The sequence below is a fragment of the Candidatus Deferrimicrobiaceae bacterium genome (assembly GCA_036504035.1).
GTDB lineage: Bacteria > Desulfobacterota > Deferrimicrobia > Deferrimicrobiales > Deferrimicrobiaceae > JANXPS01.
Window position 1 is genome coordinate 1 of the sequence record DASXVV010000013.1, and the last position, 23,725, is coordinate 23,725.

39 protein-coding genes and 1 pseudogene are annotated in these 23,725 nt (G+C 59.1%); all 40 read left to right on the top strand.

Translation table 11 applies throughout. From position 1 onward, the window contains the following. A partial coding sequence (tuf, locus tag VGK27_11005; protein ID HEY3490632.1) for an elongation factor Tu occupies positions 1 to 241 on the top strand: 241 nt, incomplete at its 5' end. Positions 242 to 271: 30 nt separating this feature from the next. Further along, on the top strand, positions 272 to 580 hold the full coding sequence (gene rpsJ / locus VGK27_11010) for a 30S ribosomal protein S10 (GenBank protein HEY3490633.1): 309 nt from the start codon (positions 272 to 274) through the stop codon (positions 578 to 580). A gap of 55 nt (positions 581 to 635) precedes the next feature. Continuing rightward, positions 636 to 1,268: a 50S ribosomal protein L3 gene (gene rplC / locus VGK27_11015; protein HEY3490634.1), complete on the top strand. Its 633-nt coding sequence runs from the start codon at positions 636 to 638 to the stop codon at positions 1,266 to 1,268. A 7-nt stretch (positions 1,269 to 1,275) separates the two neighbouring features. Next, positions 1,276 to 1,899, top strand: a complete 624-nt coding sequence (gene rplD / locus VGK27_11020) for a 50S ribosomal protein L4 (protein ID HEY3490635.1) — start codon at positions 1,276 to 1,278, stop codon at positions 1,897 to 1,899. Further along, positions 1,899 to 2,186, top strand: coding sequence for a 50S ribosomal protein L23 (locus VGK27_11025; protein ID HEY3490636.1), 288 nt, complete (start codon positions 1,899 to 1,901; stop codon positions 2,184 to 2,186). Before rplD ends, VGK27_11025 begins: the two co-directional genes overlap by 1 nt. Positions 2,187 to 2,212: 26 nt before the next feature. Next, entirely contained in the window at positions 2,213 to 3,037 is an 825-nt protein-coding gene (gene rplB, locus VGK27_11030) for a 50S ribosomal protein L2 (protein HEY3490637.1), read from the top strand. A gap of 19 nt (positions 3,038 to 3,056) precedes the next feature. After that, positions 3,057 to 3,338, top strand: coding sequence for a 30S ribosomal protein S19 (gene rpsS, locus VGK27_11035; protein HEY3490638.1), 282 nt, complete (start codon positions 3,057 to 3,059; stop codon positions 3,336 to 3,338). Positions 3,339 to 3,374: 36 nt separating this feature from the next. Further along, positions 3,375 to 3,707, top strand: coding sequence for a 50S ribosomal protein L22 (gene rplV, locus VGK27_11040; protein ID HEY3490639.1), 333 nt, complete (start codon positions 3,375 to 3,377; stop codon positions 3,705 to 3,707). A gap of 30 nt (positions 3,708 to 3,737) precedes the next feature. Further along, positions 3,738 to 4,397, top strand: coding sequence for a 30S ribosomal protein S3 (rpsC, locus tag VGK27_11045; protein HEY3490640.1), 660 nt, complete (start codon positions 3,738 to 3,740; stop codon positions 4,395 to 4,397). A 10-nt stretch (positions 4,398 to 4,407) separates the two neighbouring features. Continuing rightward, a complete protein-coding gene (gene rplP / locus VGK27_11050) occupies positions 4,408 to 4,818 on the top strand; it encodes a 50S ribosomal protein L16 (GenBank protein HEY3490641.1) in 411 nt (136 codons plus the stop codon). 6 nt (positions 4,819 to 4,824) lie between these two features. Beyond that, positions 4,825 to 5,025, top strand: a complete 201-nt coding sequence (rpmC, locus tag VGK27_11055) for a 50S ribosomal protein L29 (GenBank protein HEY3490642.1) — start codon at positions 4,825 to 4,827, stop codon at positions 5,023 to 5,025. Positions 5,026 to 5,044: 19 nt separating this feature from the next. Next, positions 5,045 to 5,308, top strand: coding sequence for a 30S ribosomal protein S17 (gene rpsQ, locus VGK27_11060; protein ID HEY3490643.1), 264 nt, complete (start codon positions 5,045 to 5,047; stop codon positions 5,306 to 5,308). 28 nt (positions 5,309 to 5,336) lie between these two features. Next, a complete protein-coding gene (rplN, locus tag VGK27_11065) occupies positions 5,337 to 5,705 on the top strand; it encodes a 50S ribosomal protein L14 (GenBank protein ID HEY3490644.1) in 369 nt (122 codons plus the stop codon). Positions 5,706 to 5,728: 23 nt separating this feature from the next. Beyond that, complete coding sequence (gene rplX, locus VGK27_11070) at positions 5,729 to 6,070, top strand: 50S ribosomal protein L24 (GenBank protein ID HEY3490645.1); 342 nt, start codon at positions 5,729 to 5,731, stop codon at positions 6,068 to 6,070. A gap of 34 nt (positions 6,071 to 6,104) precedes the next feature. After that, the gene (rplE, locus tag VGK27_11075) at positions 6,105 to 6,644 is read left to right on the top strand and encodes a 50S ribosomal protein L5 (GenBank protein ID HEY3490646.1); all 540 of its coding nucleotides are present in this window, start codon (positions 6,105 to 6,107) and stop codon (positions 6,642 to 6,644) included. A gap of 24 nt (positions 6,645 to 6,668) precedes the next feature. Then, positions 6,669 to 6,854 carry a type Z 30S ribosomal protein S14 gene (locus tag VGK27_11080; protein ID HEY3490647.1) on the top strand — a complete coding sequence of 62 codons (186 nt, stop codon included), beginning with the start codon at positions 6,669 to 6,671 and terminating at the stop codon, positions 6,852 to 6,854. Between the two features lie 9 nt (positions 6,855 to 6,863). Next, positions 6,864 to 7,262 carry a 30S ribosomal protein S8 gene (gene rpsH, locus VGK27_11085; protein HEY3490648.1) on the top strand — a complete coding sequence of 133 codons (399 nt, stop codon included), beginning with the start codon at positions 6,864 to 6,866 and terminating at the stop codon, positions 7,260 to 7,262. 33 nt (positions 7,263 to 7,295) lie between these two features. After that, a complete protein-coding gene (gene rplF / locus VGK27_11090; GenBank protein HEY3490649.1) occupies positions 7,296 to 7,829 on the top strand; it encodes a 50S ribosomal protein L6 in 534 nt (177 codons plus the stop codon). Between the two features lie 45 nt (positions 7,830 to 7,874). Then, complete coding sequence (gene rplR, locus VGK27_11095) at positions 7,875 to 8,243, top strand: 50S ribosomal protein L18 (protein ID HEY3490650.1); 369 nt, start codon at positions 7,875 to 7,877, stop codon at positions 8,241 to 8,243. A gap of 42 nt (positions 8,244 to 8,285) precedes the next feature. After that, positions 8,286 to 8,786, top strand: a complete 501-nt coding sequence (rpsE, locus tag VGK27_11100; GenBank protein HEY3490651.1) for a 30S ribosomal protein S5 — start codon at positions 8,286 to 8,288, stop codon at positions 8,784 to 8,786. Beyond that, entirely contained in the window at positions 8,783 to 8,977 is a 195-nt protein-coding gene (gene rpmD / locus VGK27_11105) for a 50S ribosomal protein L30 (GenBank protein HEY3490652.1), read from the top strand. The genes rpsE and rpmD overlap by 4 nt, the downstream gene beginning before the upstream one ends. Continuing rightward, complete coding sequence (rplO, locus tag VGK27_11110) at positions 8,974 to 9,423, top strand: 50S ribosomal protein L15 (GenBank protein HEY3490653.1); 450 nt, start codon at positions 8,974 to 8,976, stop codon at positions 9,421 to 9,423. The genes rpmD and rplO overlap by 4 nt, the downstream gene beginning before the upstream one ends. Continuing rightward, positions 9,417 to 10,724, top strand: coding sequence for a preprotein translocase subunit SecY (secY, locus tag VGK27_11115; GenBank protein ID HEY3490654.1), 1,308 nt, complete (start codon positions 9,417 to 9,419; stop codon positions 10,722 to 10,724). The genes rplO and secY overlap by 7 nt, the downstream gene beginning before the upstream one ends. Before the next feature lie 7 nt (positions 10,725 to 10,731). Then, complete coding sequence (locus tag VGK27_11120; protein ID HEY3490655.1) at positions 10,732 to 11,382, top strand: adenylate kinase; 651 nt, start codon at positions 10,732 to 10,734, stop codon at positions 11,380 to 11,382. After that, complete coding sequence (gene map, locus VGK27_11125) at positions 11,379 to 12,128, top strand: type I methionyl aminopeptidase (GenBank protein HEY3490656.1); 750 nt, start codon at positions 11,379 to 11,381, stop codon at positions 12,126 to 12,128. Before VGK27_11120 ends, map begins: the two co-directional genes overlap by 4 nt. Positions 12,129 to 12,159: 31 nt before the next feature. Next, a complete protein-coding gene (gene infA / locus VGK27_11130; protein ID HEY3490657.1) occupies positions 12,160 to 12,378 on the top strand; it encodes a translation initiation factor IF-1 in 219 nt (72 codons plus the stop codon). A 12-nt stretch (positions 12,379 to 12,390) separates the two neighbouring features. Beyond that, positions 12,391 to 12,504: a 50S ribosomal protein L36 gene (gene rpmJ, locus VGK27_11135; GenBank protein HEY3490658.1), complete on the top strand. Its 114-nt coding sequence runs from the start codon at positions 12,391 to 12,393 to the stop codon at positions 12,502 to 12,504. Between the two features lie 36 nt (positions 12,505 to 12,540). Beyond that, positions 12,541 to 12,924 carry a 30S ribosomal protein S13 gene (gene rpsM / locus VGK27_11140; GenBank protein ID HEY3490659.1) on the top strand — a complete coding sequence of 128 codons (384 nt, stop codon included), beginning with the start codon at positions 12,541 to 12,543 and terminating at the stop codon, positions 12,922 to 12,924. A 45-nt stretch (positions 12,925 to 12,969) separates the two neighbouring features. Further along, a complete protein-coding gene (gene rpsK / locus VGK27_11145) occupies positions 12,970 to 13,359 on the top strand; it encodes a 30S ribosomal protein S11 (GenBank protein HEY3490660.1) in 390 nt (129 codons plus the stop codon). Between the two features lie 35 nt (positions 13,360 to 13,394). After that, positions 13,395 to 14,021, top strand: coding sequence for a 30S ribosomal protein S4 (gene rpsD / locus VGK27_11150; GenBank protein ID HEY3490661.1), 627 nt, complete (start codon positions 13,395 to 13,397; stop codon positions 14,019 to 14,021). Between the two features lie 27 nt (positions 14,022 to 14,048). Then, a complete protein-coding gene (locus tag VGK27_11155) occupies positions 14,049 to 15,056 on the top strand; it encodes a DNA-directed RNA polymerase subunit alpha (GenBank protein ID HEY3490662.1) in 1,008 nt (335 codons plus the stop codon). A 28-nt stretch (positions 15,057 to 15,084) separates the two neighbouring features. Further along, positions 15,085 to 15,432, top strand: a pseudogene (gene rplQ, locus VGK27_11160) (50S ribosomal protein L17). A 353-nt stretch (positions 15,433 to 15,785) separates the two neighbouring features. After that, on the top strand, positions 15,786 to 16,238 hold the full coding sequence (locus VGK27_11165; GenBank protein HEY3490663.1) for a transcriptional repressor: 453 nt from the start codon (positions 15,786 to 15,788) through the stop codon (positions 16,236 to 16,238). Continuing rightward, complete coding sequence (gene feoB, locus VGK27_11170; protein ID HEY3490664.1) at positions 16,235 to 18,208, top strand: ferrous iron transport protein B; 1,974 nt, start codon at positions 16,235 to 16,237, stop codon at positions 18,206 to 18,208. Before VGK27_11165 ends, feoB begins: the two co-directional genes overlap by 4 nt. Before the next feature lie 198 nt (positions 18,209 to 18,406). Continuing rightward, positions 18,407 to 19,054, top strand: a complete 648-nt coding sequence (locus VGK27_11175; GenBank protein HEY3490665.1) for a metal-dependent transcriptional regulator — start codon at positions 18,407 to 18,409, stop codon at positions 19,052 to 19,054. Then, a complete protein-coding gene (locus tag VGK27_11180; GenBank protein HEY3490666.1) occupies positions 19,029 to 20,279 on the top strand; it encodes a PEGA domain-containing protein in 1,251 nt (416 codons plus the stop codon). Before VGK27_11175 ends, VGK27_11180 begins: the two co-directional genes overlap by 26 nt. A 29-nt stretch (positions 20,280 to 20,308) precedes the next feature. Next, complete coding sequence (locus VGK27_11185) at positions 20,309 to 21,667, top strand: hypothetical protein (protein ID HEY3490667.1); 1,359 nt, start codon at positions 20,309 to 20,311, stop codon at positions 21,665 to 21,667. Positions 21,668 to 21,700: 33 nt separating this feature from the next. Then, entirely contained in the window at positions 21,701 to 22,369 is a 669-nt protein-coding gene (locus tag VGK27_11190) for a MotA/TolQ/ExbB proton channel family protein (protein ID HEY3490668.1), read from the top strand. Further along, positions 22,359 to 22,772 carry a biopolymer transporter ExbD gene (locus tag VGK27_11195; GenBank protein HEY3490669.1) on the top strand — a complete coding sequence of 138 codons (414 nt, stop codon included), beginning with the start codon at positions 22,359 to 22,361 and terminating at the stop codon, positions 22,770 to 22,772. The genes VGK27_11190 and VGK27_11195 overlap by 11 nt, the downstream gene beginning before the upstream one ends. Before the next feature lie 4 nt (positions 22,773 to 22,776). Then, the gene (locus VGK27_11200) at positions 22,777 to 23,724 is read left to right on the top strand and encodes a hypothetical protein (GenBank protein ID HEY3490670.1); all 948 of its coding nucleotides are present in this window, start codon (positions 22,777 to 22,779) and stop codon (positions 23,722 to 23,724) included. Position 23,725 lies beyond the last annotated feature (1 nt).

Sequence of the window (23,725 nt, forward strand, 5' to 3'; positions counted from 1 at the left end):
GGAGGGCGGTCGTCACACGCCTTTCTTCAACGGTTACCGTCCGCAGTTCTACTTCCGGACGACTGACGTGACGGGTGTTGCGTCGCTTCAGGACGGCGTCGAGATGGTGATGCCGGGCGACAACGTCCAGATGAGCGTCGAACTGATCGCGCCTGTCGCCATGGAAAAGGAACTTCGTTTCGCGATCCGCGAAGGCGGCCGCACCGTGGGCGCGGGCGTCGTCGCTGAAATCCTGGAATAGCGGAAACGACAAGGGGGAGATTCAGTGTCCATCGATCACCAGAAGATTCGGATCCGGCTCAAGGCCTTTGATTACAAGCTTCTCGACAAGGCCACCGGGGAAATAGTTGAAAAGGCAAAGCAGACAGGCGCGAAGGTAGCGGGGCCCATCCCGCTGCCGACCCAGATCGAGCGGTTTACGGTCAACCGTTCACCGCACGTTGACAAGAAAAGCCGCGAGCAGTTCGAGATTCGGACGCACAAGCGTCTCCTGGATATTCATGAGCCGCCGGCCGCGACGATCGATGCGCTGATGAAACTCGACCTGCCTGCCGGGGTCGAAGTCGAAATCAAGCTTTAACGATCGACAGGAATAACGTAAACAAACGAACGAACGAATCCATAAGGTGCTAACAATGACGACCGGTATTTTGGGTAAAAAACTGGGCATGACGCAGGTATTCGACACCGAGGGGAAGATGATTCCCGTCACAGTGATCGAAGCCGGACCTTGCACGGTCATCCAGAAGAAAACCGTCCAGAACGACGGGTATGAAGCCATTCAGATCGGTTTCCAGTCGAAGAAGGCCCAGAAGGTCAACAAGGCCGACCTGGGGCACTTCCGCACGGCGGGAAAGGGTGCTTTCGCCATTCTGCAGGAAGTAGAGATTCCTGATCCCTCCATTGAAGTTGGAGCCGAGATCAAGGTCGACATTTTCAAGGAAGGCGATTTCGTAGATGTTTCCGGGCAGAGCAAGGGGCGCGGTTTCACGGGCGTCATGAAGCGGTGGAATTTTCGCGGTGGTCGTGCGACGCACGGCTCGATGTTCCATCGCGCGCCTGGGTCGATCGGCGCCTCTGCCTATCCGTCGAGAGTCATCAAGAATATGAAGATGGCGGGGCATTACGGAAACGAAAAGACCACCACCCTCAACCTCAAAGTCGTCGCCGTCCAGCCTGAGAAGAACCTGCTGCTCGTTCGGGGCGCTGTTCCCGGCTCCAAGAACGGCATGGTTTTCGTCCGGCACGCAGTGAAGAAGGCAAACTAAGGAGCGCATGATGGCATCCCTGGAAATGGTCGATAAGGACCGGCAGGTGAAGGAGTCGGTAGAATTGCCGGAGGCGATCTTCGGAACCGAGGTAAAAAACCACCTTCTTCATCACGTCGTGATAGCCCAGCTGGCTGCACGCCGTGCCGGCACAGCTTCAACGAAGACCCGGAAAGATATCACAGGCGGCGGCAAGAAGCCGTTTCGACAGAAGGGAACCGGCCGCGCGCGTCAAGGCACGTCGCGGTCTCCCATTATGCGGGGAGGCGGTACCGTTTTCGGTCCTCACCCGCGCAGCTACGAGATCAAGGTCAACAAGAAAGAAATGAAGGCGGCACTGCGTTGCGCCCTGACCGACAAGCTTCGGGAAAACAAACTCTTCCTGGTCGACTCGCTCGAGATCGAGACGCCTCGCACCAAGGATTTCCTCAAGGTTGCGGCAGCGCTCGGTCTCAACGATGCGCTTCTAGTCACCGAGGGCTTTCCTGAAAACCTTTATCTCGGAGTTCGGAATCTTCATGATTACAAGGTACTTCCGGTAGATGGTCTCAACGTTTACGATATCCTTTCCTACGACCAGCTGGTCCTGACCAAGCCGGCGTACGATCAAATCATCGAGGTGTTGGGGTAATGAATCATACCGATGTCATCAAGCGGCCCCTGATCACCGAGAAGGCCACGTTCATGAAAGAAGTCGGCAACGCGGTTGCATTCGAAGTCGATCGCCGGGCCAACAAAAACGTGATCCAGGAAGCAGTCGAAAAGCTTTTCAATGTGAAAGTGGTTGAAGTCCGGACCATGGTTGTCCCCGGAAAGACGAAGCGTCGCGGCCGCGTCGAAGGCCGCCGCCCGAGCTGGAAGAAGGCTGTCGTGACCCTCAAAGAGGGCGACACGATCGAATTTTTCGAAGGCGTATGACGGAATAGAAGGCAAGGAGAGCGATCATGGGTATCCGCAAATATAAACCGACTTCCCCGGGCGTGCGCCAGAAGTCCGTCCTGACCAACGAAGAACTGACCAAGAAGGCGCCCGAAAAGGCGTTGACCGTCAGCCTCAACCAGACGGGTGGTCGCAACAACCACGGTCACACCACGTCCTGGCTGCAGGGCGGGGGGCACAAGCGCAAGTACCGGATCATCGATTTCAAGCGTACCAAAGCCGACGTCCCTGCCAAGGTGGCGGCGATCGAATACGATCCCAACCGCTCCGCGCGTATTGCCCTGCTGCATTACGCCGACGGGGAGAAACGGTACATCCTTTGGCCGGTCGGACTTGCGGTCGGAGACACGGTGGTGGCCGGAAGCACGGCAGACATCAAGCCTGGCAATGCGCTTCCGATCCGAAATATCCCTGTCGGCACCCTGGTTCACAACGTTGAGCTGAAAGTCGGAAAGGGCGGTCAGATCGCCCGGTCCGCCGGCTCCGTCGTCCAGATCCTGGCGAAGGAAGGTCAGTACGCGCACCTTCGCCTCGCTTCCGGTGAAGTTCGCCTCGTCTTCATCGACTGCATGGCGACCATTGGACAGGTCGGCAATCTCGATCACGAAAAGGTATCCCTCGGCAAGGCGGGCCGCAATCGCTGGCTGGGTGTCCGTCCCTCTGTTCGCGGCGTAGCGATGAACCCTGTCGATCATCCCTTGGGCGGCGGTGAGGGACGTTCTTCGGGTGGCCGTCACCCCTGCACACCCTGGGGAAAACCGACCAAGGGTCACAAGACCCGCAAGAACCCGTCCACCGACCGCTACATCGTCAAGCGTCGCAGCAAGTAACGGACTAAGGAGTATACAAGTGGGACGTTCGATTAAGAAGGGACCGTACATCGAAGAAGGCCTTCAGCGGAAGGTGACCAAGGCGATTGCGACGGGCGACAAAAAGGTGATCAAGACTTGGTCGCGTCGCTCCACCATCACGCCTGAAATGGTCGGTTACACTTTCGCCGTCCACAACGGCCGCAAGTTCATGCCGGTGTTCGTGACCGAGAACATGGTCGGTCACAAGATGGGCGAATTCTCCCCGACCAGGACCTTCCATGGCCACTCGGGCGATCGCAAAGCCAAGGTCAAGAAGTAAGGGTCTTACGCCCCGACATAAGGGAGACACATCGATATGGAAGCCAAGGCAACACTTAAATTCACGCGGATCGCGCCCAGGAAGGCACGCCTGGTCGTCGATCTGATTCGCGGCAAGAAGCTTTCCGAGGCGCAGGCCATCTTGAAACTCGCCAAGAAGGCGTCCGCCGTGACCATCAAAAAGGTTCTCGACTCGGCTGTGGCCAACGCCGGCCAGACTGGGGTCATCGACGTCGACACCCTGTTCATCAAGCAGGCTTTCGTCGACGGAGGCGCCTCCTTGAAGCGATTCCGTCCCGCACCCATGGGGCGGGCGCACAAGTACAAGCGGCGTACGAGTCACATCACCATCGTCGTGGACGAAGCCTGATATAAAGGCATACGTTAAGGGAGGCGGCTTTTGGGACAGAAGACACATCCGTTCGGCTTTCGTCTTGGGGTTATCAAGACGTGGCGTTCCCGCTGGTACTCCGAAAAGGAGTACGCGCAGTACCTGCATGAGGACCTTCGGATCCGGAAGTTCGTGAAGGATCGTCTCATCCATGCAGGCGTTTCTTCCGTAGAGATCGAACGGAAGGCGAGCCGGGTCCACGTCATCATCTATACCGCCCGTCCCGGGATCGTGATCGGGAAGAAGGGCGCAGAGATCGAAAATCTCAAGAAGGACCTGAAGAAGTATTCGTCCAAAGAGGTTTCGGTCACGATTCAAGAGATTCGCCGGCCGGAAACCGACGCCCAACTGACCGCTGAAAACGTGGCCATGCAGCTCGAGCGGCGAATCGCTTTCCGCAGGGCAATGAAGAAGACGGTGCTCTCCTCCATGAAGCTCGGGGCGAAAGGGATCAAGATCCAGGTCTCCGGCCGACTCGGCGGCGCCGAGATGTCCAGGACCGAATGGTATCGCGAGGGACGTGTTCCTCTTCATACGCTGCGGGCCGATATCGACTACGGCTTTGCCCAGGCGAAGACCACATACGGCATCATCGGTGTGAAGGTCTGGATCTACAAGGGTGAAGTGCTGCCGATGGCGGCCTCCGTCTCCGCCTCGAAATCCGAATAGGAGCAGATAGATGCTTTCGCCAAAGAGAGTCAAATATCGGAAGATGATGAAGGGGCGGCGGGCCGGCAACGCCAACTCAGGGAATGCGTTGAATTTCGGCGATTTCGGGGTCAAGGCGCTTGAAGCCGGCTGGCTGACTGCGCGTCAGATCGAGGCGGCCCGAATCGCGATGACGCGCTTCATCAAGCGTGGCGGAAAGATCTGGATCCGGGTGTTCCCCGACAAACCGATCACGCGGAAAGCTGCCGAAACCCGTATGGGCAAAGGCAAGGGCAACCCCGAAGAATGGGTCTGCGTCATCAAGCCCGGGCGCGTTCTTTACGAGATCGAAGGGGTTGATGAAGCCACGGCGCGCGAGGCACTTCGTCTGGCGTCCCACAAGCTCCCGATCCAGACGAAGTTCCTGTCGAGGGAGGAGTAGATAGACATGAAAGCGAAAGAACTTCGCGAGTTGGCGGTTGAAGAACTTCGCCAGAAAGAACAGCAGCTTAGAGATGAAATCTTCCGCTTGAAGATGAAGCGTTCGGCGAACGCCCTCGATAACCGGATGCTTATCCGGAACCGTCGGCGTGACCTGGCCAGGGTTGCCACATTCCTGGGTCAGAAGGCCGAAAAGAAGGCGGAATAATATGGGAACGGAGAACGCAATGGAACCGCGCGGGATCAGAAAATCGAAAGTCGGCCTGGTGGTGAGCGACAAGATGGACAAGACCGTCGTGGTCCGCGTCGAACGCCTGGTTCCCCACCCGGTTTACAAGAAGTATGTCAAGAAACGCACGACTTACAAGGCACACGACGAAAAGAACGAATACAGCATCGGCGATCGGGTCGAGATCATCGAGACCCGCCCGATCAGCAAAGGTAAACGCTGGCGGGTGGCGCGATTGATCGAACGTCCCGCCGTCCGGTAGTAAAAATCAACAGCGGAGCAATTTTGCCATGATTCAAATGCAGACAATGCTCGATGCGGCTGACAATTCAGGGGCCAAGCGCCTCTGTTGCATCAAGGTTCTGGGCGGCAGCAAGCGCCGTTATGCCTCGGTCGGAGATATCATCGTGGTCAGCGTCAAGGAGGCCATCCCCCACGGCAAGGTCAAGAAGGGGGATGTTTACAAGGCCGTCGTTGTGCGCACCACCAAGGAGACCGGCCGGAACGACGGAAGCTATCTTCGGTTCGACCAGAATTCCGCCGTGCTGATCAACCCTCAGGGAGAGCCTGTCGGGACCCGTATCTTCGGACCGGTTGCGCGCGAACTTCGCGGCAAGAAGTTCATGAAGATCATCTCGCTTGCCCCTGAAGTGCTGTAGCCCGGAAAAGGAAAGGGATACCGATGTCCGAAATGACGACGACACAGATCCACAAGAACGATATCGTGAAGATCACGGCCGGCAAGGAAAAAGGCAAGGTTGGCCGCGTTCTCAAGGTCGATCGCGAGAAGATGAAGGTCTTCATCGAGAAGATCAACATGGTCAAGCGCCACACGAAGGCAGGGAAGACCAATCCCCAGGGCGGGATCATCGAAAAGGAAGCTCCGCTAGCTTATTCGAACGTGCTGATCATGTGCGACAAGTGCAACAAGCCCACCCGGATCAAGATGGTGGTCGAACCGAACGGGGACAAGCACCGGGCCTGCAAGCGGTGCGGTGATCCGCTCGAGACGAAGAAAAAATAAATATCCGCTCGGTTGCGGATAGGGGTGACAGGAAATGCCGAGACTGCAAGATTATTACAAGTCCGATGTCGTGCCCAAGCTCAAGGACAAATTCGGCTACAAGAACCCGATGGAGGTTCCCAAAGTCGAGAAGGTCATCGTCAACATGGGGCTGGGCGAGGCGCTCGAGAACGTCAAGATCATCGATTCGGCTGTCCAGGAGATCGGCATCATTACCGGGCAGAAGCCGATCGTTACGAAGGCGCGCAAGGCCATCTCCAACTTCAAACTTCGTGAGGGCGTGCCCATCGGTGTCAAGGTAACGCTTCGGCGCGACCGGATGTTCTTCTTCCTCGACAAGCTGATGGGGATCGCACTTCCTCGTGTCCGGGACTTCAAGGGCGTTTCTCCCAACGGGTTCGATGGGCGCGGCAACTACACCCTCGGCGTCAAGGAACAGATCATCTTTCCCGAGATCGATTACGACAAGATCGACAAGATCAAGGGCATGAACATAACGATCGTTACCTCTGCTCGCACCGATGAAGAGGGCCTGGAACTTCTCCGGCTCCTCGGCATGCCTTTCAGGGCCTAGAAGGAACAAGGAGGAGGACAGGAGTTGGCTAAGAAATCTTTGATCGCCAAGTGCAATCGGACGCCCAAGTTTTCAGTCCGGAAATATAACCGCTGCGTGCGCTGCGGGAGGCCCCGGGCCTTTTACCGCAAGTTTCAGCTGTGCCGCATCTGTCTCAGGCAGTTGGCGCTGAATGGGGAACTTCCCGGCGTCATCAAGGCCAGCTGGTAGGAGGAATCGATGCCCATTAATGACCATATTTCGAATCTGATCGCGCGAGTACGCAACGCACAGGTTGCGCGCTTCGACCAACTTGAGCTTCCTTCGACCAAGGTCCTCGAGAATATCGCCCAGATCCTCAAAGAGGAAGGTTTTATCAAGAATTATCGGGTCGCCTCCGACGGGAAGCAGCCGGTGCTCCGGATCTTCCTGAAGATCGTCCCCGATAACGGGTACGCCATCAAGGGGTTCAAGCGGACGAGCAAGCTCAGCCGCCGGGTTTATGTCGGCAAGGACCACATCCCGGTCGTCAAGAGCGGCTTCGGCATCTCGATCATCACGACGTCTCGCGGAGTCATGACGGGCGAGAAGGCACGGAAGATGGCCATCGGCGGCGAGTTGCTCTGCGAAGTCTGGTAGGCCGGTCGTCAGGTTCATAACTGGAGGAAGAAGATGTCTAGAATCGGTAAGATGCCGATCGCGATCCCTGCCGGGGTCAAAGTGTCGGTCGCAGACGGAATCGTGACTGTCACCGGGAAGAACGAGACGCTTTCCTGCGCCGTCCCCGAGCAGATCCAGATCACGATCGCCGAAGGCAGCGCCGTCGTATCCATAGCCACTCCCGAAGCCGGCAACCTTTACGGCATGTTCCGTACGATTCTCGCGAACATGGTCAAAGGCGTGACCGAAGGGTTCACGAAAGTCCTCGAGATTGTCGGCGTCGGATACAAAGCCGAAGCCAAGCCGGGAGCGCTTCACCTTGCATTGGGGTACTCCCACCCCGTGGTGTTTCCGCTCCCCACCGGGATCAAGGCCGAAGTCGAGGCGAACACGGTCATCAAGGTCAGCGGCGTCAACAAGGAACTTGTCGGCGAAACTGCCGCCAGGATTCGCCGCCTCCGGGCGCCCGATGTTTACAAGAACAAGGGGATCCGTTACCGGGGCGAACGCCTCATCAAGAAGGTCGGCAAGGCGGGCGGGAAATAACAACCGGTCACACCCGTAATTCCAAACGACGGAGTTTTTCGAGCCATGAGCCAGAACAATAAGCGTGAAGAATCAAGACTCAAGAGGAAAGTCCGGATCCGAAAGAACATCTTCGGGACTGAGGAGCGTCCGCGCCTCTCCATCTTCCGGAGCGCCAAGCACATCTATGCCCAACTGGTCATCGACGCAACCGGATCGACTGTCGCGGCTGCTTCGACACTGAGCCCGGAGCTCAAGGATTCGATCGCCGACGTCGAGAAGAGCGAGGCGGCCAAGAAGGTCGGCGAGCTGATCGGCAAGAAGGCGCTCGCAGCGAACATCAAGAAAGTCGTATTCGACCGGAACGGCTTCCTTTACCACGGCCGCGTGAAAGCGCTCGCTGAAGGCGCGCGCGAATCCGGACTCGAATTTTAAAAGATCTCAATCCGCATTAGGAATCGGGACAGGGAGGACGGTTTGAAGATAGTCAATCCTGAAGGTCTGGATCTCAAGGACCGGGTAGTTCACATCAGTCGCGTTGCCAAGGTCGTCAAGGGCGGCAGGCGTTTTTCGTTCAGTGCGGTCGTCGTCATCGGCGACGGTCTCGGTCACGTGGGTACCGGGCTCGGGAAAGCCAATGAAGTTCCCGACGCCATCCGCAAGGCCGTCCAGAACGCACGTCGCGTCCTCATCAAGGTTCCCCTCGTCAACGGAACGCTTCCCTACGAGGTGATCGGAGAATTCGGGGCAAGCCGGGTGATCATGCGGCCCGCCTCGCCCGGTACCGGCGTCATCGCGGGGGGGGGTGTCCGTGCGGTCATCGAATCGGCGGGAATCTCCAACATCCTGACCAAGTCGTTGGGCAGCAACAATCCCCACAACCTGGTCAAGGCTGCGATCAACGGGCTTTCGCAACTTCAGACGCCCGAACAAGTTCTTGCGATCCGCGGACCTCGTGAAGAGGAGGCGACCGCATGAGCGAGTTTCTCAAGATCACGCTCGTTCGTGGGCTGAGCGGTCACACCGAGCATCAACGAAAGGTGGTCAAAGGCCTTGGGTTGACCAAAGTCAACCGTGCCGTTGTTCGCCAAAATACCCCTGAAATTCGGGGGATGGTCGAAAAAGTGAAATTCCTGCTTCACGTAGAGGAAACGGGAGACGCAAAATGAAACTTTCCGATCTGCGCCCCGCGGATGGGGCCAAGACTGCAAAGAAGCGCGTCGGGCGCGGCAAGGGGTCCGGGCTCGGGAAGACCGCGGGTAAAGGACACAAGGGCTTGAAGGCTCGGAGCGGCGGCGGAGTCAAGCCGGGCTACGAAGGCGGCCAGATGCCGATGCAGCGCCGGTTGCCCAAACGCGGCTTCACAAACATCTTCCGCAAGGAATACGCGATCATCCAGGTCAAGGACCTCAACGTTTTCGAGGCCGGCACCGTGGTCGATGCCGAGTTGATCTGCGCCTGTGGTCTCGTCAAGGACTTCAAGAACGGCATCAAGCTGCTTGCGAACGGCGAGTTGACCCGCCCGTTGACCGTCAAGGTCGATAAAGCCAGCAAGGCTGCCTCCGATAAGGTGACTGCCGCCGGCGGAACCCTGGAGGTCGTCACCCCTTGTTGAACGGTTTCCAGAACATTACCCGGGTGCCGGAGCTCAAGCGTCGGCTTATCGTCACCGGGCTTCTGCTGATCGTTTATCGGATCGGTATCCACGTGCCGACTCCAGGCATCGACACCGCTGCGCTTGCCTCCGTGTTCGCCAATCAGGCCGGCACGTTGTTCGGCATGATAGACATGTTCTCGGGCGGCGCTTTGAGCCGTTTTTCGATTTTCACGCTCGGGATCATGCCTTACATCAGCTCCTCGATCATCCTGCAGTTGCTGACCGTCGTCATCCCGCAACTTGAGAAGCTTTCCAAGGAAGGGGATCTCGGCCGCAAGAAGATCACGCAATATACCCGTTACGGCACCGTCGTTCTTTCGATCATCCAGGGATTCGGCATCGCCGTGGGACTCGAAAGCGTCGCCGCCGGGGCAGGATCGGTGGTTTTCAACCCTGGTTGGAGCTTTCGGATCATGACGGTTCTGACATTAACATCCGGGACGGCCTTCCTGATGTGGCTGGGCGAGCAGATTACCGAGCGGGGCATCGGCAACGGCATTTCGCTGATCATCTTCGCCGGTATCGTGGCGCGATTCCCGAGCGGCCTGATCCGGACAGTCACGCTGGTTCGCACGGGCGAGATGAACCTGTTCGCCGGCTTGTTCCTGCTGGCGCTGATGATCGTCGTCGTTGGCGCGATCATCTATTTCGAGCGGGCGCATCGCCGTATTCCCGTCCAGTACGCACGACGGATCGTCGGGCGGAAGGTTTACGGCGGTCAGAGCACCCATCTTCCCCTCAAGGTCAATACTGCCGGCGTCATCCCCCCGATCTTCGCATCCTCCATCCTGTTGTTTCCCGCGACGATCGCCAATTTCGCGAAGAACCCGGTGACCCAGAAGATCTCCCAACTGATGACGCCGGGGAATTTCGTCTACGAATTGCTATACGTCGCCTTCATCATCTTTTTCTGCTACTTCTACACGGCAGTCTCGTTCAACCCTGTTGACGTCGCTGACAACATGAAAAAGTACGGCGGATTCGTACCCGGAATTCGCCCGGGGAAGAAGACGGCCGAGTACATCGATCGCATCCTGACCCGGATAACCTTGGGCGGCGCCATCTACCTTTGCGTGATCTGCGTGCTCCCGAGCATCCTGATCGCCCGCTTCAACGTCCCGTTCTATTTCGGTGGAACCGGTTTGCTGATCGTCGTAGGCGTTGCGATGGACACGATACAGCAGATCGAATCGCACCTGATCACTCGGCATTATGAGGGCTTCCTGAAAAAGGGGCAAATGAAGGGACGAAGGGGGTAGTTTCCCGATGAAGGGAGTCATACTCTTAGGGCCTCCCGGTGCAGGGAAGGGGACCCAAGCCAAACGGATCTCGTCCGATTTCAGGATCCCGCAGGTTTCCACGGGGGACATGCTTCGCGAGGCCGTGAAAGTCGGGACTCCGATGGGACTGATGGCCAAGGGGTTCATGGACACCGGCGGACTGGTCCCCGATGAGGTCGTCGTCGGGATCGTCAAGGATCGCCTCTCGGCGGAGGATTGCCGGGAAGGGTTCATCCTGGACGGATTTCCCCGGACGATTCCGCAAGCCGAAGCGCTCCAGGCCGCCACGGCCGAACTCGGGAAATCGATCGACCTGGTTCTCTCGCTCGAGGTCGACGAAAACGATTTGATGACTCGTCTTTGCGGCAGAAGGACTTGCAATAAATGTGGATCGATGTATCATGTCACGTTTAACCCTTCACGGATCGAAGGTAAATGCGACCAGTGCGGCGGCGACCTGATCCAGCGCGATGACGATCGCGAGGAGACCATCAAGTCGCGGCTGGTCAATTACAAGCGGTCGACCCAACCGCTGATCAATTTTTATCAAGCCGGCGGTAAGCTTCGGAATGTCAAGGCCACGGGCGATATCGACGCGATCTATGCGGAAATTGCCGGATTGATCCGGTCTTTATGATTATTCTAAAGTCGCCACGAGAAATCGAGGCGCTTCGTCGTGCAGGCGGATTTGTTGGCAGGTTCTTTGAGGAAGTAAAGCCATTGATTCGGGCCGGAAGCACAACCATGGACCTTGAGGAGTGCGCTGCGGCCTATCTAGAGCGCCAAGGGGTCAAGGGAGCATTCAAGGGATACATGGGCTATCCTGCAAACTTGTGCACCTCCGTAAACGAGCGGGTCGTTCACGGTATTCCCTCCCGAAAGCAGGTATTGCATGAGGGAGACCTCATCAGTATCGATTTCGGCGTCATGGCCAATGGATTCTGCGGCGACTCCGCGAAGACCTTTCCGGTCGGAAAGATCGCGGAAGTCCATGCCCGGCTGATATCCGTCACCGAGGCCTCTCTCCACAAGGGGATCGAGGCATGCCGGGTCGGAAACAGGCTGGGGGACATGTCGCACGCGATCCAGGAATTCGTCGAGGCCGCCGGTTTTTCCGTGGTCAGGGACTTTGTAGGGCACGGAATCGGGCGGAAGATGCACGAGGAGCCGCAGGTCCCCAATTTCGGCACTCCCGGCACAGGGCCAAAGTTCGTCGCCGGCATGGTGTTGGCCATAGAGCCGATGGTCAATGAGGGAAGCTGGGGCGTCGAGGTCCTCGCGGACGGATGGACCGTCATGACCCGCGACCGGAAACGGTCGGCCCATTTCGAGCATGTGGTCGCCATCACACCGGAAGGCCCCGAAATACTGACCCTCCCCTGAAGGGGCGGCGGCAAGGGAGAGAGCTGGAAGAATGGCGAAGGAAGAAGCCATTGAGCTGGAAGGCACCGTCATCGAGCCCCTTCCCAACGCGATGTTTCGCGTTGAACTGGAAAACAAGATGAAGGTGCTTGCCCATATCTCCGGCAAGATGCGGATGCACTTTATCAAGATTCTTCCCGGGGACCGCGTTACGGTTCAGTTGACACCGTACGATTTGTCCAGGGGCCGGATCGTTTACAGATCGAAATAAAGGGGACTAGAGATGAAGGTCAGGCCATCGGTTCGCAAGGTCTGCGCGAAGTGCAAGGTCATCCGCAGAAAAGGTGTCGTTCGGGTTATTTGCGAAAATCCAAAACACAAGCAGCGCCAGGGATAGCCTGAAAAGGCGCCTTGGGAAAGCAAGGAGGCACGTTTGGCACGTATAGCCGGAGTCGACATACCGAAGGTGAAGAAAATATCGGTCGCGCTGACCTATATTTACGGGATCGGACCGACCTCAGCCACGAAGATTCTTGAGGAAGCGCGTGTCCCCGCCGATACCAGGACCAGCGCTCTGACCGAAGATCAGGTTGCTCGCATCCGCGATGTCATCGACGGCAACTACAGGGTCGAGGGTGACCTTCGCAAAGAAATCTCGATGAACATCAAGCGCCTGATGGACCTGGGCTCTTATCGCGGTCTTCGTCACCGCAAAGGCCTTCCCGCCCGGGGCCAGCGCACCCACACGAACGCACGCACGCGTAAGGGCCCCCGCAAGGGCGCCGTTGCCGGCAAGAAGAAGGAAACCAAGAAGTAACCCGATGATATTCGCCCTGCCGACCGGCGGGCACACGGAGGAGTAATGGCAACGCCGAAGAAGAAAGGCAAGAAAAAGATCAAAAAGCACGTCCCCGTGGGGGTCGCGCACATCCGGGCGACGTTCAACAACACGCTGATCACGATCACCGATCCCGACGGCAACACGCTGGCGTGGTGCAGCTCCGGCTCCAAGGGGTTCAAGGGGTCGCGAAAAAGCACCCCGTTTGCAGCCACCGTGGCCGCGGAGGAAGTTGCCAAGAAGGCGATGGAATGTGGCGTCAGCCAGGTGACGGTTCATATAAAAGGCCCCGGCTCCGGCCGGGAGGCTGCCCTGCGGACGCTTCAGGCCGCGGGTCTGAAAATCAATTACATCAGGGACGTGACACCGATTCCGCACAATGGCTGCCGCCCTCCCAAGCGGCGCCGGGTGTGAGAATAACGTCACCAAAGTAAACAGGAGGATAGTCTTTGGCCAGGTACATAGGACCGGTATGCAGACTCTGCCGCCGCGAAGGAATAGAACTGTTCCTCAAGGGCGATCGTTGTTTCACCGACAAGTGCGCCGTCAAACGACGTGGTTACCCGCCGGGGCAGCACGGACAGCGTCGTCCCAAACACAGCGATTACGGCACCCAGCTTCGCGAGAAACAGAAGGCAAAGCGTCTTTACGGGTTGCTTGAACGGCAGTTCCGAAACTATTTCGAGAAGGCCGAAAAGATGAAGGGGAAGACCGGCGAAAACCTGCTGATCCTCCTCGAGCGTCGGCTGGACAGCGTCGTTTACAAGCTCGGCTTCGCGCAAACCCGCAGGGAAAGCCGTCAGATGGTGCGTCACGGCCATTTCCTTGTTGCCGGGAAGAAGGTGAACATCCCGTCTTTCCTCGTCAAGCCCGGGGATGTGATCGAGCTGAAGGAGAAGAGCCGCAAAGTAGTGGGTATCAACGAAGCGCTCGATGCCGTGGTCCGCAAGGGGATTCCGGCCTGGGTCGAACTCGATCGAACGAATTTTCGGGGTGTCATCAAGACGTTCCCGACGCGCGTCGATGTCCGTGAGCCGATCCAGGAACAGCTGATCGTCGAACTCTACTCCAAGTAATTCTCCGGATCTAAAGAAGGGAGCAGCATGTTCCAGCGAAATTGGAAGCAACTTATCAAGCCCCGGCGCATCGAGATCCAGGCCGGCAGCGCAACCGCGGATTACGGCAAGTTCGTTGCCGAACCGCTTGAACGCGGGTTCGGCACGACTCTCGGTAATGCGCTTCGTCGGATCCTCCTTTCCTCGCTGCAGGGCGCCGCGATCACTTCGGTCCGCATCGAGGGCGTGCAGCATGAGTTTTCCGCAATCACCGGCGTCGTCGAAGACGTGACCGACATCGTCCTCAACCTCAAGGAAGTGCGCCTTCGCATGCATTCCCCGGAGCAGCGGACGATCGTCATCGAGGAAAAAGGCCCCAAAAAAATAAAGGCGTCCGACATCAAGATGGATGCCATGGTCGAAGTGCTCAACCGGGATCACTACATTGCCGAACTTTCCGACAACGCCAATCTCCGAATGGAGATGACCGTCCGGATGGGCAAGGGATACGTCTCCGCCGAACGCAACCTCGACGAAGGCGCCCCCATCGGGACGATTCCGATCGACGCGATCTTCTCTCCCATCAAGAAGGTCAATTTCACCGTCACCAACGCCCGCGTCGGGCAGCAGACCGACTACGACAAGCTGACGCTGGAAGTCTGGACCGACGGATCGATGCTGCCGGCCGATGCTGTTGCCTACGCCGCCAAGATCCTTAAGGAACAGCTTACCGTCTTCATCAATTTCGACGAAGAAGCCGACATGCCCGACGAGCCCGCCATCGCCGCAGAGGCGGACGGCAACGAAAATCTCTACAAGCCCGTCGAGGAACTCGAGCTGTCCGTCCGTGCCTACAATTGCCTTAAGAATGCCGAGATCAAGTATATCGGCGAGCTCGTCCAGCGTTCCGAATCCGAGATGCTCAAGACCAAGAATTTCGGGAAGAAGAGCCTGAACGAGATCAAGGACGTGCTGGTCAGCATGGGATTGTCGCTCGGCATGAAAGTCGACGGCTTCTCCCCCGACAAGTACAGCCCGCCGCACGAAGAAGAATAAACACACAAAAGACAAAGAGGATAGCATTATGCGTCATGCTGTCGACCACCGGAAACTAGGCCGTAACCCGTCCCATCGAAAGGCGCTTCTGAAGAATCTCATGAACGCGCTGGTCTTGTCCGAACGGATCGAGACCACCGTTCCGAAAGCCAAGGAACTGCGTCGCCTCGCCGATCGCTTGATCACGCTCGGCAAGAAGGACACTCTCCACGCCCGACGCATGGTCTTCACGCTCCTGAGCGACAAGACCACGACCGACAAGTTGTTTTCCGGTCTTGCCGGGCGCTTCGCTGAACGGGCAGGCGGTTATACCCGTATCATCCGGACCGGTTACCGGGTCGGGGACGGCGCCGAGATGGCCATCATCGAATATCTGCCTTCCGAAGAGAAGGAAGCCGCACCTGCGAAGGGCAAGAAGGCGCCCTCGAAGGGCGCCGCGAAGCCGGCAGTGAAGTCGGCAAAGGCCGCAACCAGGAAGCCGGCTTCCAAAGGGGCCGGCACCGCCAAGGAACCAGGCGCCCAGAAGGTCGCCCGCAAGAAGACCGTCTCTGCGCCCATCAAACGCGGGAGCTGAACCGGGATTCGCGAAAGCACAAGAAACTCTCATCAAAGGCGGCCCTTCGGGGTCGCCTTTTTTTATGCCCTGACGGCGGAAATCGCTTGACCGGAAGCGCTTCTCGTCCATATAATGAAAATGAAATTCATGATCATGTCAGGCGGTGAAGCCCATTGCAAAAGCTCCTGGAAAAGGTAGAAGAGCGGATACTTGCTTCCGGAGGAAAGCGGAGCAGAAGCCGCTCCGCGGTCATCGAGAGATTTTTTCGCTGCGGGAGGCACGTGTCGGCAGAGGAGTTGACGCGTCTCGTGAAGGATAGTTTTCCCGCCATAGGGTCCGTGACCGTCTACCGGACACTCAAGCTTCTCCTGAAGCTCGGATACGCCAACGAGGTCGGCTTCGGGGAAGGGGTCACGCGATACGAGAGCAACCTGTCTTCGCATCATGACCACTTGGTCTGCCGGGCCTGCGGTGTCGTGACCGAGTTTATCGATCCGAGGATCGAGGAATTGCAGACCGAGGTTGCGAAGGCGCATCGATTCAAGCCGACCATGCACCGGCTGGACATCTACGGATATTGCCGAAAATGCGAGCGCAAGCAGCGGACGGCCGGACCGGTGCTATGAGCAATACAAGCCTCGCACAGGCCCCCATCGCCGAGAAGGTCATCCTGGTCGGCAATCCGAACGTGGGGAAGAGCGTCGTTTTCGGTCGTTTGACCGGCAGATATGTGAATGTTTCGAACTATCCTGGTACCACAGTCGAGATTACAAGAGGAGAGATACGCGATCGGGGACGAGTCATCGAGATCATCGATACCCCCGGGGTCTACTCCCTCCACCCGATGTCCGAGGATGAACGCGTCACACGCGACATTCTCATGAATGAACCCGGGGCGAAGATCCTCCAGGTTTGCGATGCCAAAAATCTGAGACGTTCCCTCATGATCACGGCCCAACTCTCCGAGATGCGCGTGCCCATGGCGGTCGTGGTCAACATGGTCGACGAAGCGCGGGAGCGGGGTGTCATGCCGCGGATCGACAGCCTGGGAGAGGACGTCGGCGTCCCAGTGCTCGGGATCGTCGCCGTTAGAGGGAAAGGCACCGACCGGCTGACGGGACTCATAGCGGGGGCCAGCGTCTCACGGGTCCGGATCGATTACGGGGAAATCATCGAGGCCGCCATTTCGGAGATGGAGCCGTTGATCCCAGAAGATGCGCCGATCGGGCGGCGCGCCCTTTCCCTGATGCTGCTTTCGGGGGACGATTCGCTTGCGGCATGGCTTCGGGCTTCTGTCACCGAAGACCGGGTCCGCGCGATGAACGAGATCCGGAACCGGCTCGTCGCGCGGGTCGGGGACGACGTGGGCTACATCGTCAACCAGAGGCGCGCCCAATGGACGGATCGCCTGGTGGAGCGGCTGGGGATCGAGCCGTCCGAACGACCGGCTCACGGTTATGCCCAGCGGCTCGGCCAATGGGCCATGGATCCCGTCTACGGCATCCCGGTGCTGCTCGGAGTTCTTCTGGTCGCCTACGGATTCGTGGGGGCCTTCGGCGCCGGCACCTTGGTCGATCTCCTGCAGAACCGGCTGTTCGGGGAATTGGTGATTCCCGCGGTTACCCGGCTAGCCGATGCGGTCATCCCCTGGGAGATCCTTCGGTCATTCCTGGTCGGCCCATACGGGGTCATCTCGATGGCGCTATCGTATGCCGTCGCCATCGTGCTGCCGATCGTCGGGACCTTCTTCTTCTTCTTCGGAATCCTCGAGGATTCGGGCTATCTACCCCGTCTCGCGGTGATGGTCGATCGCTTGTTCAAACGGATCGGCTGCAACGGAAAGGCCGTTCTGCCGCTCGTGCTCGGCCTCGGGTGCGACACCATGGCCACGCTGACGGCCCGGATTCTCGAATCCCGGAAAGAGCGGCTGATCGTCACGCTTTTACTCGCGCTCGGCATTCCATGCTCGGCACAGCTCGGGGTGATCCTAGGGATGCTGGGCGGCGTCGGCCTGCACGCGGCGCTCATCTGGACCGCAATCGTCGTCGGCGTCATCATCCTGGTGGGCTGGCTTGCCGCGAAAGTCATCCCGGGCCACTCGTCGGATTTCATCATGGAGATTCCGCCGATCCGGATGCCGCAGCTGGGCAACCTGGCAGTCAAGACGATGGCCCGCATCGAGTGGTATTTGCGGGAGGCGGTCCCGCTATTCGTGGTGGGAACCGTGATCCTTTTCGTTGCGGACAGGACCGGGGCGCTGGCTTTCATCGAACGGGTTTCCCAGCCTCTGATCGTGCGACTGCTCGATCTGCCTCCCAGCACCGCGGGCGTGTTCCTGATCGGGTTCCTTCGCAGGGACTACGGAGCGGCCGGGCTCTACCGCATGGCGCAGGCCGGTTTGCTGGACCACGTTCAGGTGCTCGTGAGCCTGGTTACGATGACGCTTTTCATCCCTTGCCTCGCGAATTTCCTGGTCATCATCAAGGAGCACGGGATGAAGATCGCCGTAGGCATGGCGGTGTTCATCTTCCCGTTCGCGATCCTGGTCGGGGCCGCACTCAACTATGCGATCCGACATTTGGGAATTGTCCTGTAGGAGAATCGACGTGGAAAAGTTAAAGTGTCCACTTTGCCAGCATGAGATCGATCCGTCGTCGAGGGCATGCCGGACCGGTTGTCCGATGGGGAAGGATTGCTCGCTGGTCTGTTGCCCCAATTGCCACTATTCGTTTCCGATTCCTGAATCGCGCGTGATCAATTTCCTGAAGAAAATCTTTTCGAAAGGGAGCGGTCGATGACCGAATACGGACAGGACGAGATCCTTGAACTGATCTGGACGCTGAGGGAAAGCGGCCGACCGACGATGGAGACGCTGCTTCGCCATACGGAAGAAGAAAGCCCCGAAACGCTCCTCGACGACCTGGCGATGGGAGGATACATCGACGTCTCGCCGGAAGAGATCCGGATGACGAAATCGGGCGAGGAACGGGCACGCGGGATCATCCGGCGCCACCGGCTGGCCGAGGTCCTGCTCGCCAATCTATTCGACCTCGAGGACTCGCAGATCGAGAACAGTGCCTGCAAGTTCGAGCACGTCCTTTCCGAGGCCGTGACCGAGAGCGTGTGCACCTTCCTGGGACACCCGCCGGTCTGTCCCCACGGGAAGACGATCCCCCGGGGAGAATGCTGCGACCGGATCCGGACCGAGATCCTTCCGCTCGTCACGCGCCTGACGGACGCCGGCCTCGGGGATACCGTGCGGATCGTCTTCATCACCCCCAAGTCCCGAAAAAGGCTCGAAAAGCTCAGCTCCCTCGGCATCGTACCGGGAAGCCGGATCCGGCTCCTTCAGAGAAACCCGTCCTATGTCCTTCAAATCGGGGAAACGACCGTGGCGGTCGATCGGGACATCACCGATGAAATATTCGTCAAGCGCGCTTAGGGCGCTCTGCGCCTCCCTTGCGGCGGTTCTCTTCCTCGAATGGAGCGGGTTGGCCGTTCCTTGCCGCGCGGAGGGGCGGGAACCGGTGCTCCTGCTGAAATACTCCGCCGCCTCGATTTCCGACGAGGACGCCCGGAAACGCTTTTCCCCGGTTCTCGCCGAGATCGAGAAAAGGCTCGATGTCCACGCGGCCTTGACAGCCAGGGGACGGGGCGATCTCGGGCCCGTGCTGGCTGAAATCGATGATTCCACGCTGAAAGATATTTCGATCCGCGTTTCCGAGGCAAGCCGCAGGATGGATCGTCTCGAGAACAGGGAAGCGGAACGCGCGCTCTCGGGCATAGAGAAAGAGATGCGGAAGTATCGCTTCGGGGATGCGACCCGACCGATCCTTGCGGATGTTTGCCTGAAGTTGGGCACCTTGTCGATCTGGAACGGGAACAAGGAAGCGGCGCTCGCAAGTTTCCGGAAAGCCCGGTCCCTTGAGCCAGGCTTCGAACCGGACCCGGCCCTTCACTCCCCCCAGTTCCGCCAGCTTTGGGCCGAGACCGGAAAAGGCGCTGCGGCCGAAGCCGAAATCCTGTTCGAATCCGTTCCGCAAGGGGCGCGCGTCTTCATCGATAATGCCGACCAGGGCGTGACGCCACGACGCATCCGGGTCCCGGCCTCCCGGCCCGTGCGGGTTCGGCTCGAGCATCCGGGGTACCAGGCCTCCGTCGGGACGCGACAGTGGCTCGTGGGAGACACTGAGCGGGTCGAGGTTCTCCTTTCGGGCGATCGCGAATCGAGGCTCGCCGGATTTTTCGAAGCGAACGGTTCCGAAATCCGGGAGGCGGGTCCGATCGTTTCCGAAATGGCGAAGGAGGCGGGGGTCGAAAAGCTCGCGTTCCTGATGCTCGGCCGTAGAGACGGCGTGCCCGAACTACGAGTTCTTTCAGCCTCGGCATCCTCTCCGGAGCCTCGGCTCCTCGGAACGGTCCGCTTCCCGGAGGACGAGAAGGGGTATTCCTCGAATGCCTCCCGCATTACGGCCTTGCTGGCGGAAGCAGGGTGGCCATCGAAGACCGCCGGGAAGAAAGCCCAGGAAAGGCCATGGTATTATAGTTGGTGGTTGTTGACGGGGGTCGGATTGCTGGCGGCCGGTGCTGCCGCGGCCTTGAGTGGGGGGGGAGGCGGCGGTGGGGGCGGCGGGACGTCAACCAGCCCGACCAGCGTCAGCTTCTGATCATCCGCCGAAAGGACGTTCGAATCCAAGTGCATCCCCTCCTACTCGCGTTGCTGATCCTGATCCAGTCTTCCCTGGCCGTCGCTGCCGGTACGCCCGCGGGCGAGACCGTCATCAAGGATCTGAAGAACACGAAGATCATCCGTTCCAACGAACAACCGCACCAGATCCTCAACGAAGCGTGCCTCGCGTGCCACCCCAAGGACAAGTTCAATTTCTGGCTGCTCATCTACAAGGGCAAGCAACCGAGTGTCCTCGTCGAATCACAGGACGGAAAGCCGGGCCTCCAGGCGGACGGCACCGGTTCGAAACAGGCGCCGGTCAATAAGTACAATTCACATGAAACACTCGCCTGCAGCTTCTGCCATTTCGACAATCCGACCGCAACAACCGCAAAATTCATCATGGAAATCCCGGACCTGTGCCGGCTTTGCCACCCGGGGATGGAAACTCACAACATGCCCGAAGGAGAGCAGGCGAAGAGCGTCGCCGCGGGAATCGAAGCCGGCAAGCTGCCCGGACGCGAAGGGAAGATCCTTTGCACGACCTGCCACAAGCTCCATGATTCGATCTACGGCATGCGTGAGGCCTACGCCAGAATCGTGTATGAGGGGAAGATTCCGAATCCCCACGGAAATCGCTTCCTCTGTTTCGCCTGTCATCCAGGCAAGATCAAGGAAGGGACCGAAGTTCCGCTTGGCGAGGGGCGCGACATCGAAAAACTGTGCAACAGCTGCCACGGGCGCCCGGGCGTGCCCAAGGCCCCCCACGTGGTCGGGGTGACCTCCTCCTCCGAAAGCACATGGCGAATGGATTACCTGGGCTATCCGCTCGAACAGGGGAAGCTGATCTGCACGACCTGCCATGACGAGGTTTCGCATCGCAAGCCCGATCCGGCGAATCCACGGTTCCTCCGTGGCGGCCCTTACGCGGAGCAGGACCAGTTCTGCTACCGGTGCCATCTCGAGGACAAGGATCAACTGAGCAATCCCCACCGCCAGATCGATCCTTTCGGCCGGATACGCATCGAATCCTGCCGTTTCTGCCACAAGAAGGATCCCGATCTCGCGAAGCCGCGGAATCCCAAAAATCTCGAGATGGTGGGCGAAGAGGTCAGCATCTGCTCCAATTGCCACCCCGACCGGCCCCATCCCGACAGGGACCACAACGTCGCGATGAGCGGTGAGAAGCTTGCAAGAAAGGTCGCCTACGAACAGAGGCACCAGGTCACGTTGCCGCTCGGCGATGGCGACATGGTTCGGTGCAGCACGTGCCACAACCCCCACGCAAAGGGCGTGCTCAAGGGCGAGTCCGGCGTCGGGGCCGGGTCAAAATGGCGCGTCCCGGATTTCCGGGAAGTTTGTGCTCCCTGTCACGGTCGTTTCTAGACGGTCTGGACGTATCATCCCATGGAGGCTTGAATGATCGAAATATTCAGAGCGGGCGGATTTGTCATGTACCCGATGGTGCTGCTGTCGATTCTCACTGTAGCCATCGGGATCGAACGCGTTATCTACCTTCGCAGGGCGCGCATGGACGCAGATTCGTTCATGGGGGTGATCAACGGGTTCCTGGAGCGCAATTCGCTCGACGAAGCCAACAAGCATTGCGAGTCGACTTCGGGGCCAGTAGCCACGATCATCAAGGCGGGACTCAAGAACCAGCGTCGGGGGCGCGCCGAGGTCATCCGGTCGATCGAGGACGCGGGCGCACTGGAAGTCGCCCAACTCGAAAAGGGCATCCTGATCCTCCAGACCATCTCGAAGATCGCCCCGCTGATCGGCCTGTTCGGCACGGTCACCGGCATGATCGCCTCCTTCCGGGCGATCGGGGCCACCGCCGGCGGCGGGAATCCCGCCAGCGTCGCGACCGGCATCTCCGAAGCGTTGATCGCCACCGCTTCAGGCCTCGTCGTCGCCATCCCGGCCTACTTCCTGTCGTTCTATTTCCTCGACCGGGTCAACAGGTTCATGCTCGACATGCAGAAGAGCTCCATCCGCTTCCTGGATGCATTGGGCGACCTCGAGGAAAACGTCGCGGAGCGCTCGCAGCGCTTCGATACGATCGGGGGGGACTACCTTGAAGTTTAAGAGGACGGTGCCCAACGACGACGAAGGGATCCCGATCGTCAACCTGGTCGACGTCCTGTTCCTCCTGATCGTCTTCTTCATGGTGTCCACCGTCCTGAGCTACGACAAGGGGATGGGCGTGAAGCTGCCCGAGACCGCCGCCGGCGCCGGGCGAATCTCGAACAAGGGGGTTAGCGTGCTTATCGACCGCGATGGGCGCGTCTTCGTCGATGGCGCCAAGGTGACGATCGATCAGGTAGGCGCCAAGGTCAAGGAGCGCCAGAAGATCGGGGGGACGAACGTGATCCTCAAGTCCGATCGCGACACCCGCTACCAGTCGATTGCGTCGGTGATGGATCGACTCCTCGAAGTCGGTATCAGCGACCTTTCCCTTCCCGTGATCGAGAAGGGGGGAGGTCAGTAATATTTTGCCTGGCCGTCGGTTGCGCTCCATCCTGGAACCCGTCTTGTACGTCGGGATTGCAGCGCTGCTCCATTCAGCGCTGTTCCTGATCCCGGGCGTGGCGCCCGCCAAGAAAGAGGCAGTGACGACGCAGCGGGGAGTGCGCGTGCGCGCTTTCGTCGAGAGGCCTGTGCTTCCTCCGCCTCCCGCCGTCGTTCCGGCGTCGGCGTCGGTTCCAGCCAGGTTTGCGCCGCCACCCATCGCCACGGCAAACCTGCCTTATTCCATTCCCGGGGCCTCTAAGGCGGGGGTCGTGAACCCCGCCGGCGGGGGAGGGAATCCCGGGGGAGGCGCCCCGGCGACCGGCGTCACGACTTCCGGACCCGGAGGGCCGGCCCCTGCACCGTCGGTCGCAAGGCCGGGCCCGTCGGAACCATCGAAATTCGCCAATTTCCTGGCGGGTCTGCAATCCTCCGGGATTCGAGGCGCGGCCCGGGATGCAGCCGAAAAGAACCAGCGCGCCTACAAGGGGACCGGCAGCGGCACGGGAAACGAGGGCTGGGGCAGCGGATCAGGGGGGCGGGGCGGGGGGACCGGCGGCGGATCGGGGACGGGGTCGGGGACCGGGAGCGGAAGCGGGAGTGGGAGAGGCAGCGCCGGCTACATGGACCCTCGGGTCAAGATGGTCGTGACGAGCTACCCGTCGACAGACATCGAGCGGCACTACACCCAGGTTCCATACCCGAACCTCAAGATCAAGCAGAGCAAGTTTACGGCGGGATGGATGAACGTCTACTTGAAGCTGAGGACAAACTCCGAGGGGGCAATCGTATCGACCGAAGTCCTCAGGCCCGAAACAGAAGGTGTCCTGGAAAAGCAGTTCCTAGACCAGGTCAAGCGCGAAGTCTCCAAGTGGGACTTCGACCCGAAAGAGGCGGAAATCCACGTCGACGTGAGGTTCTATGTTGAGTAGG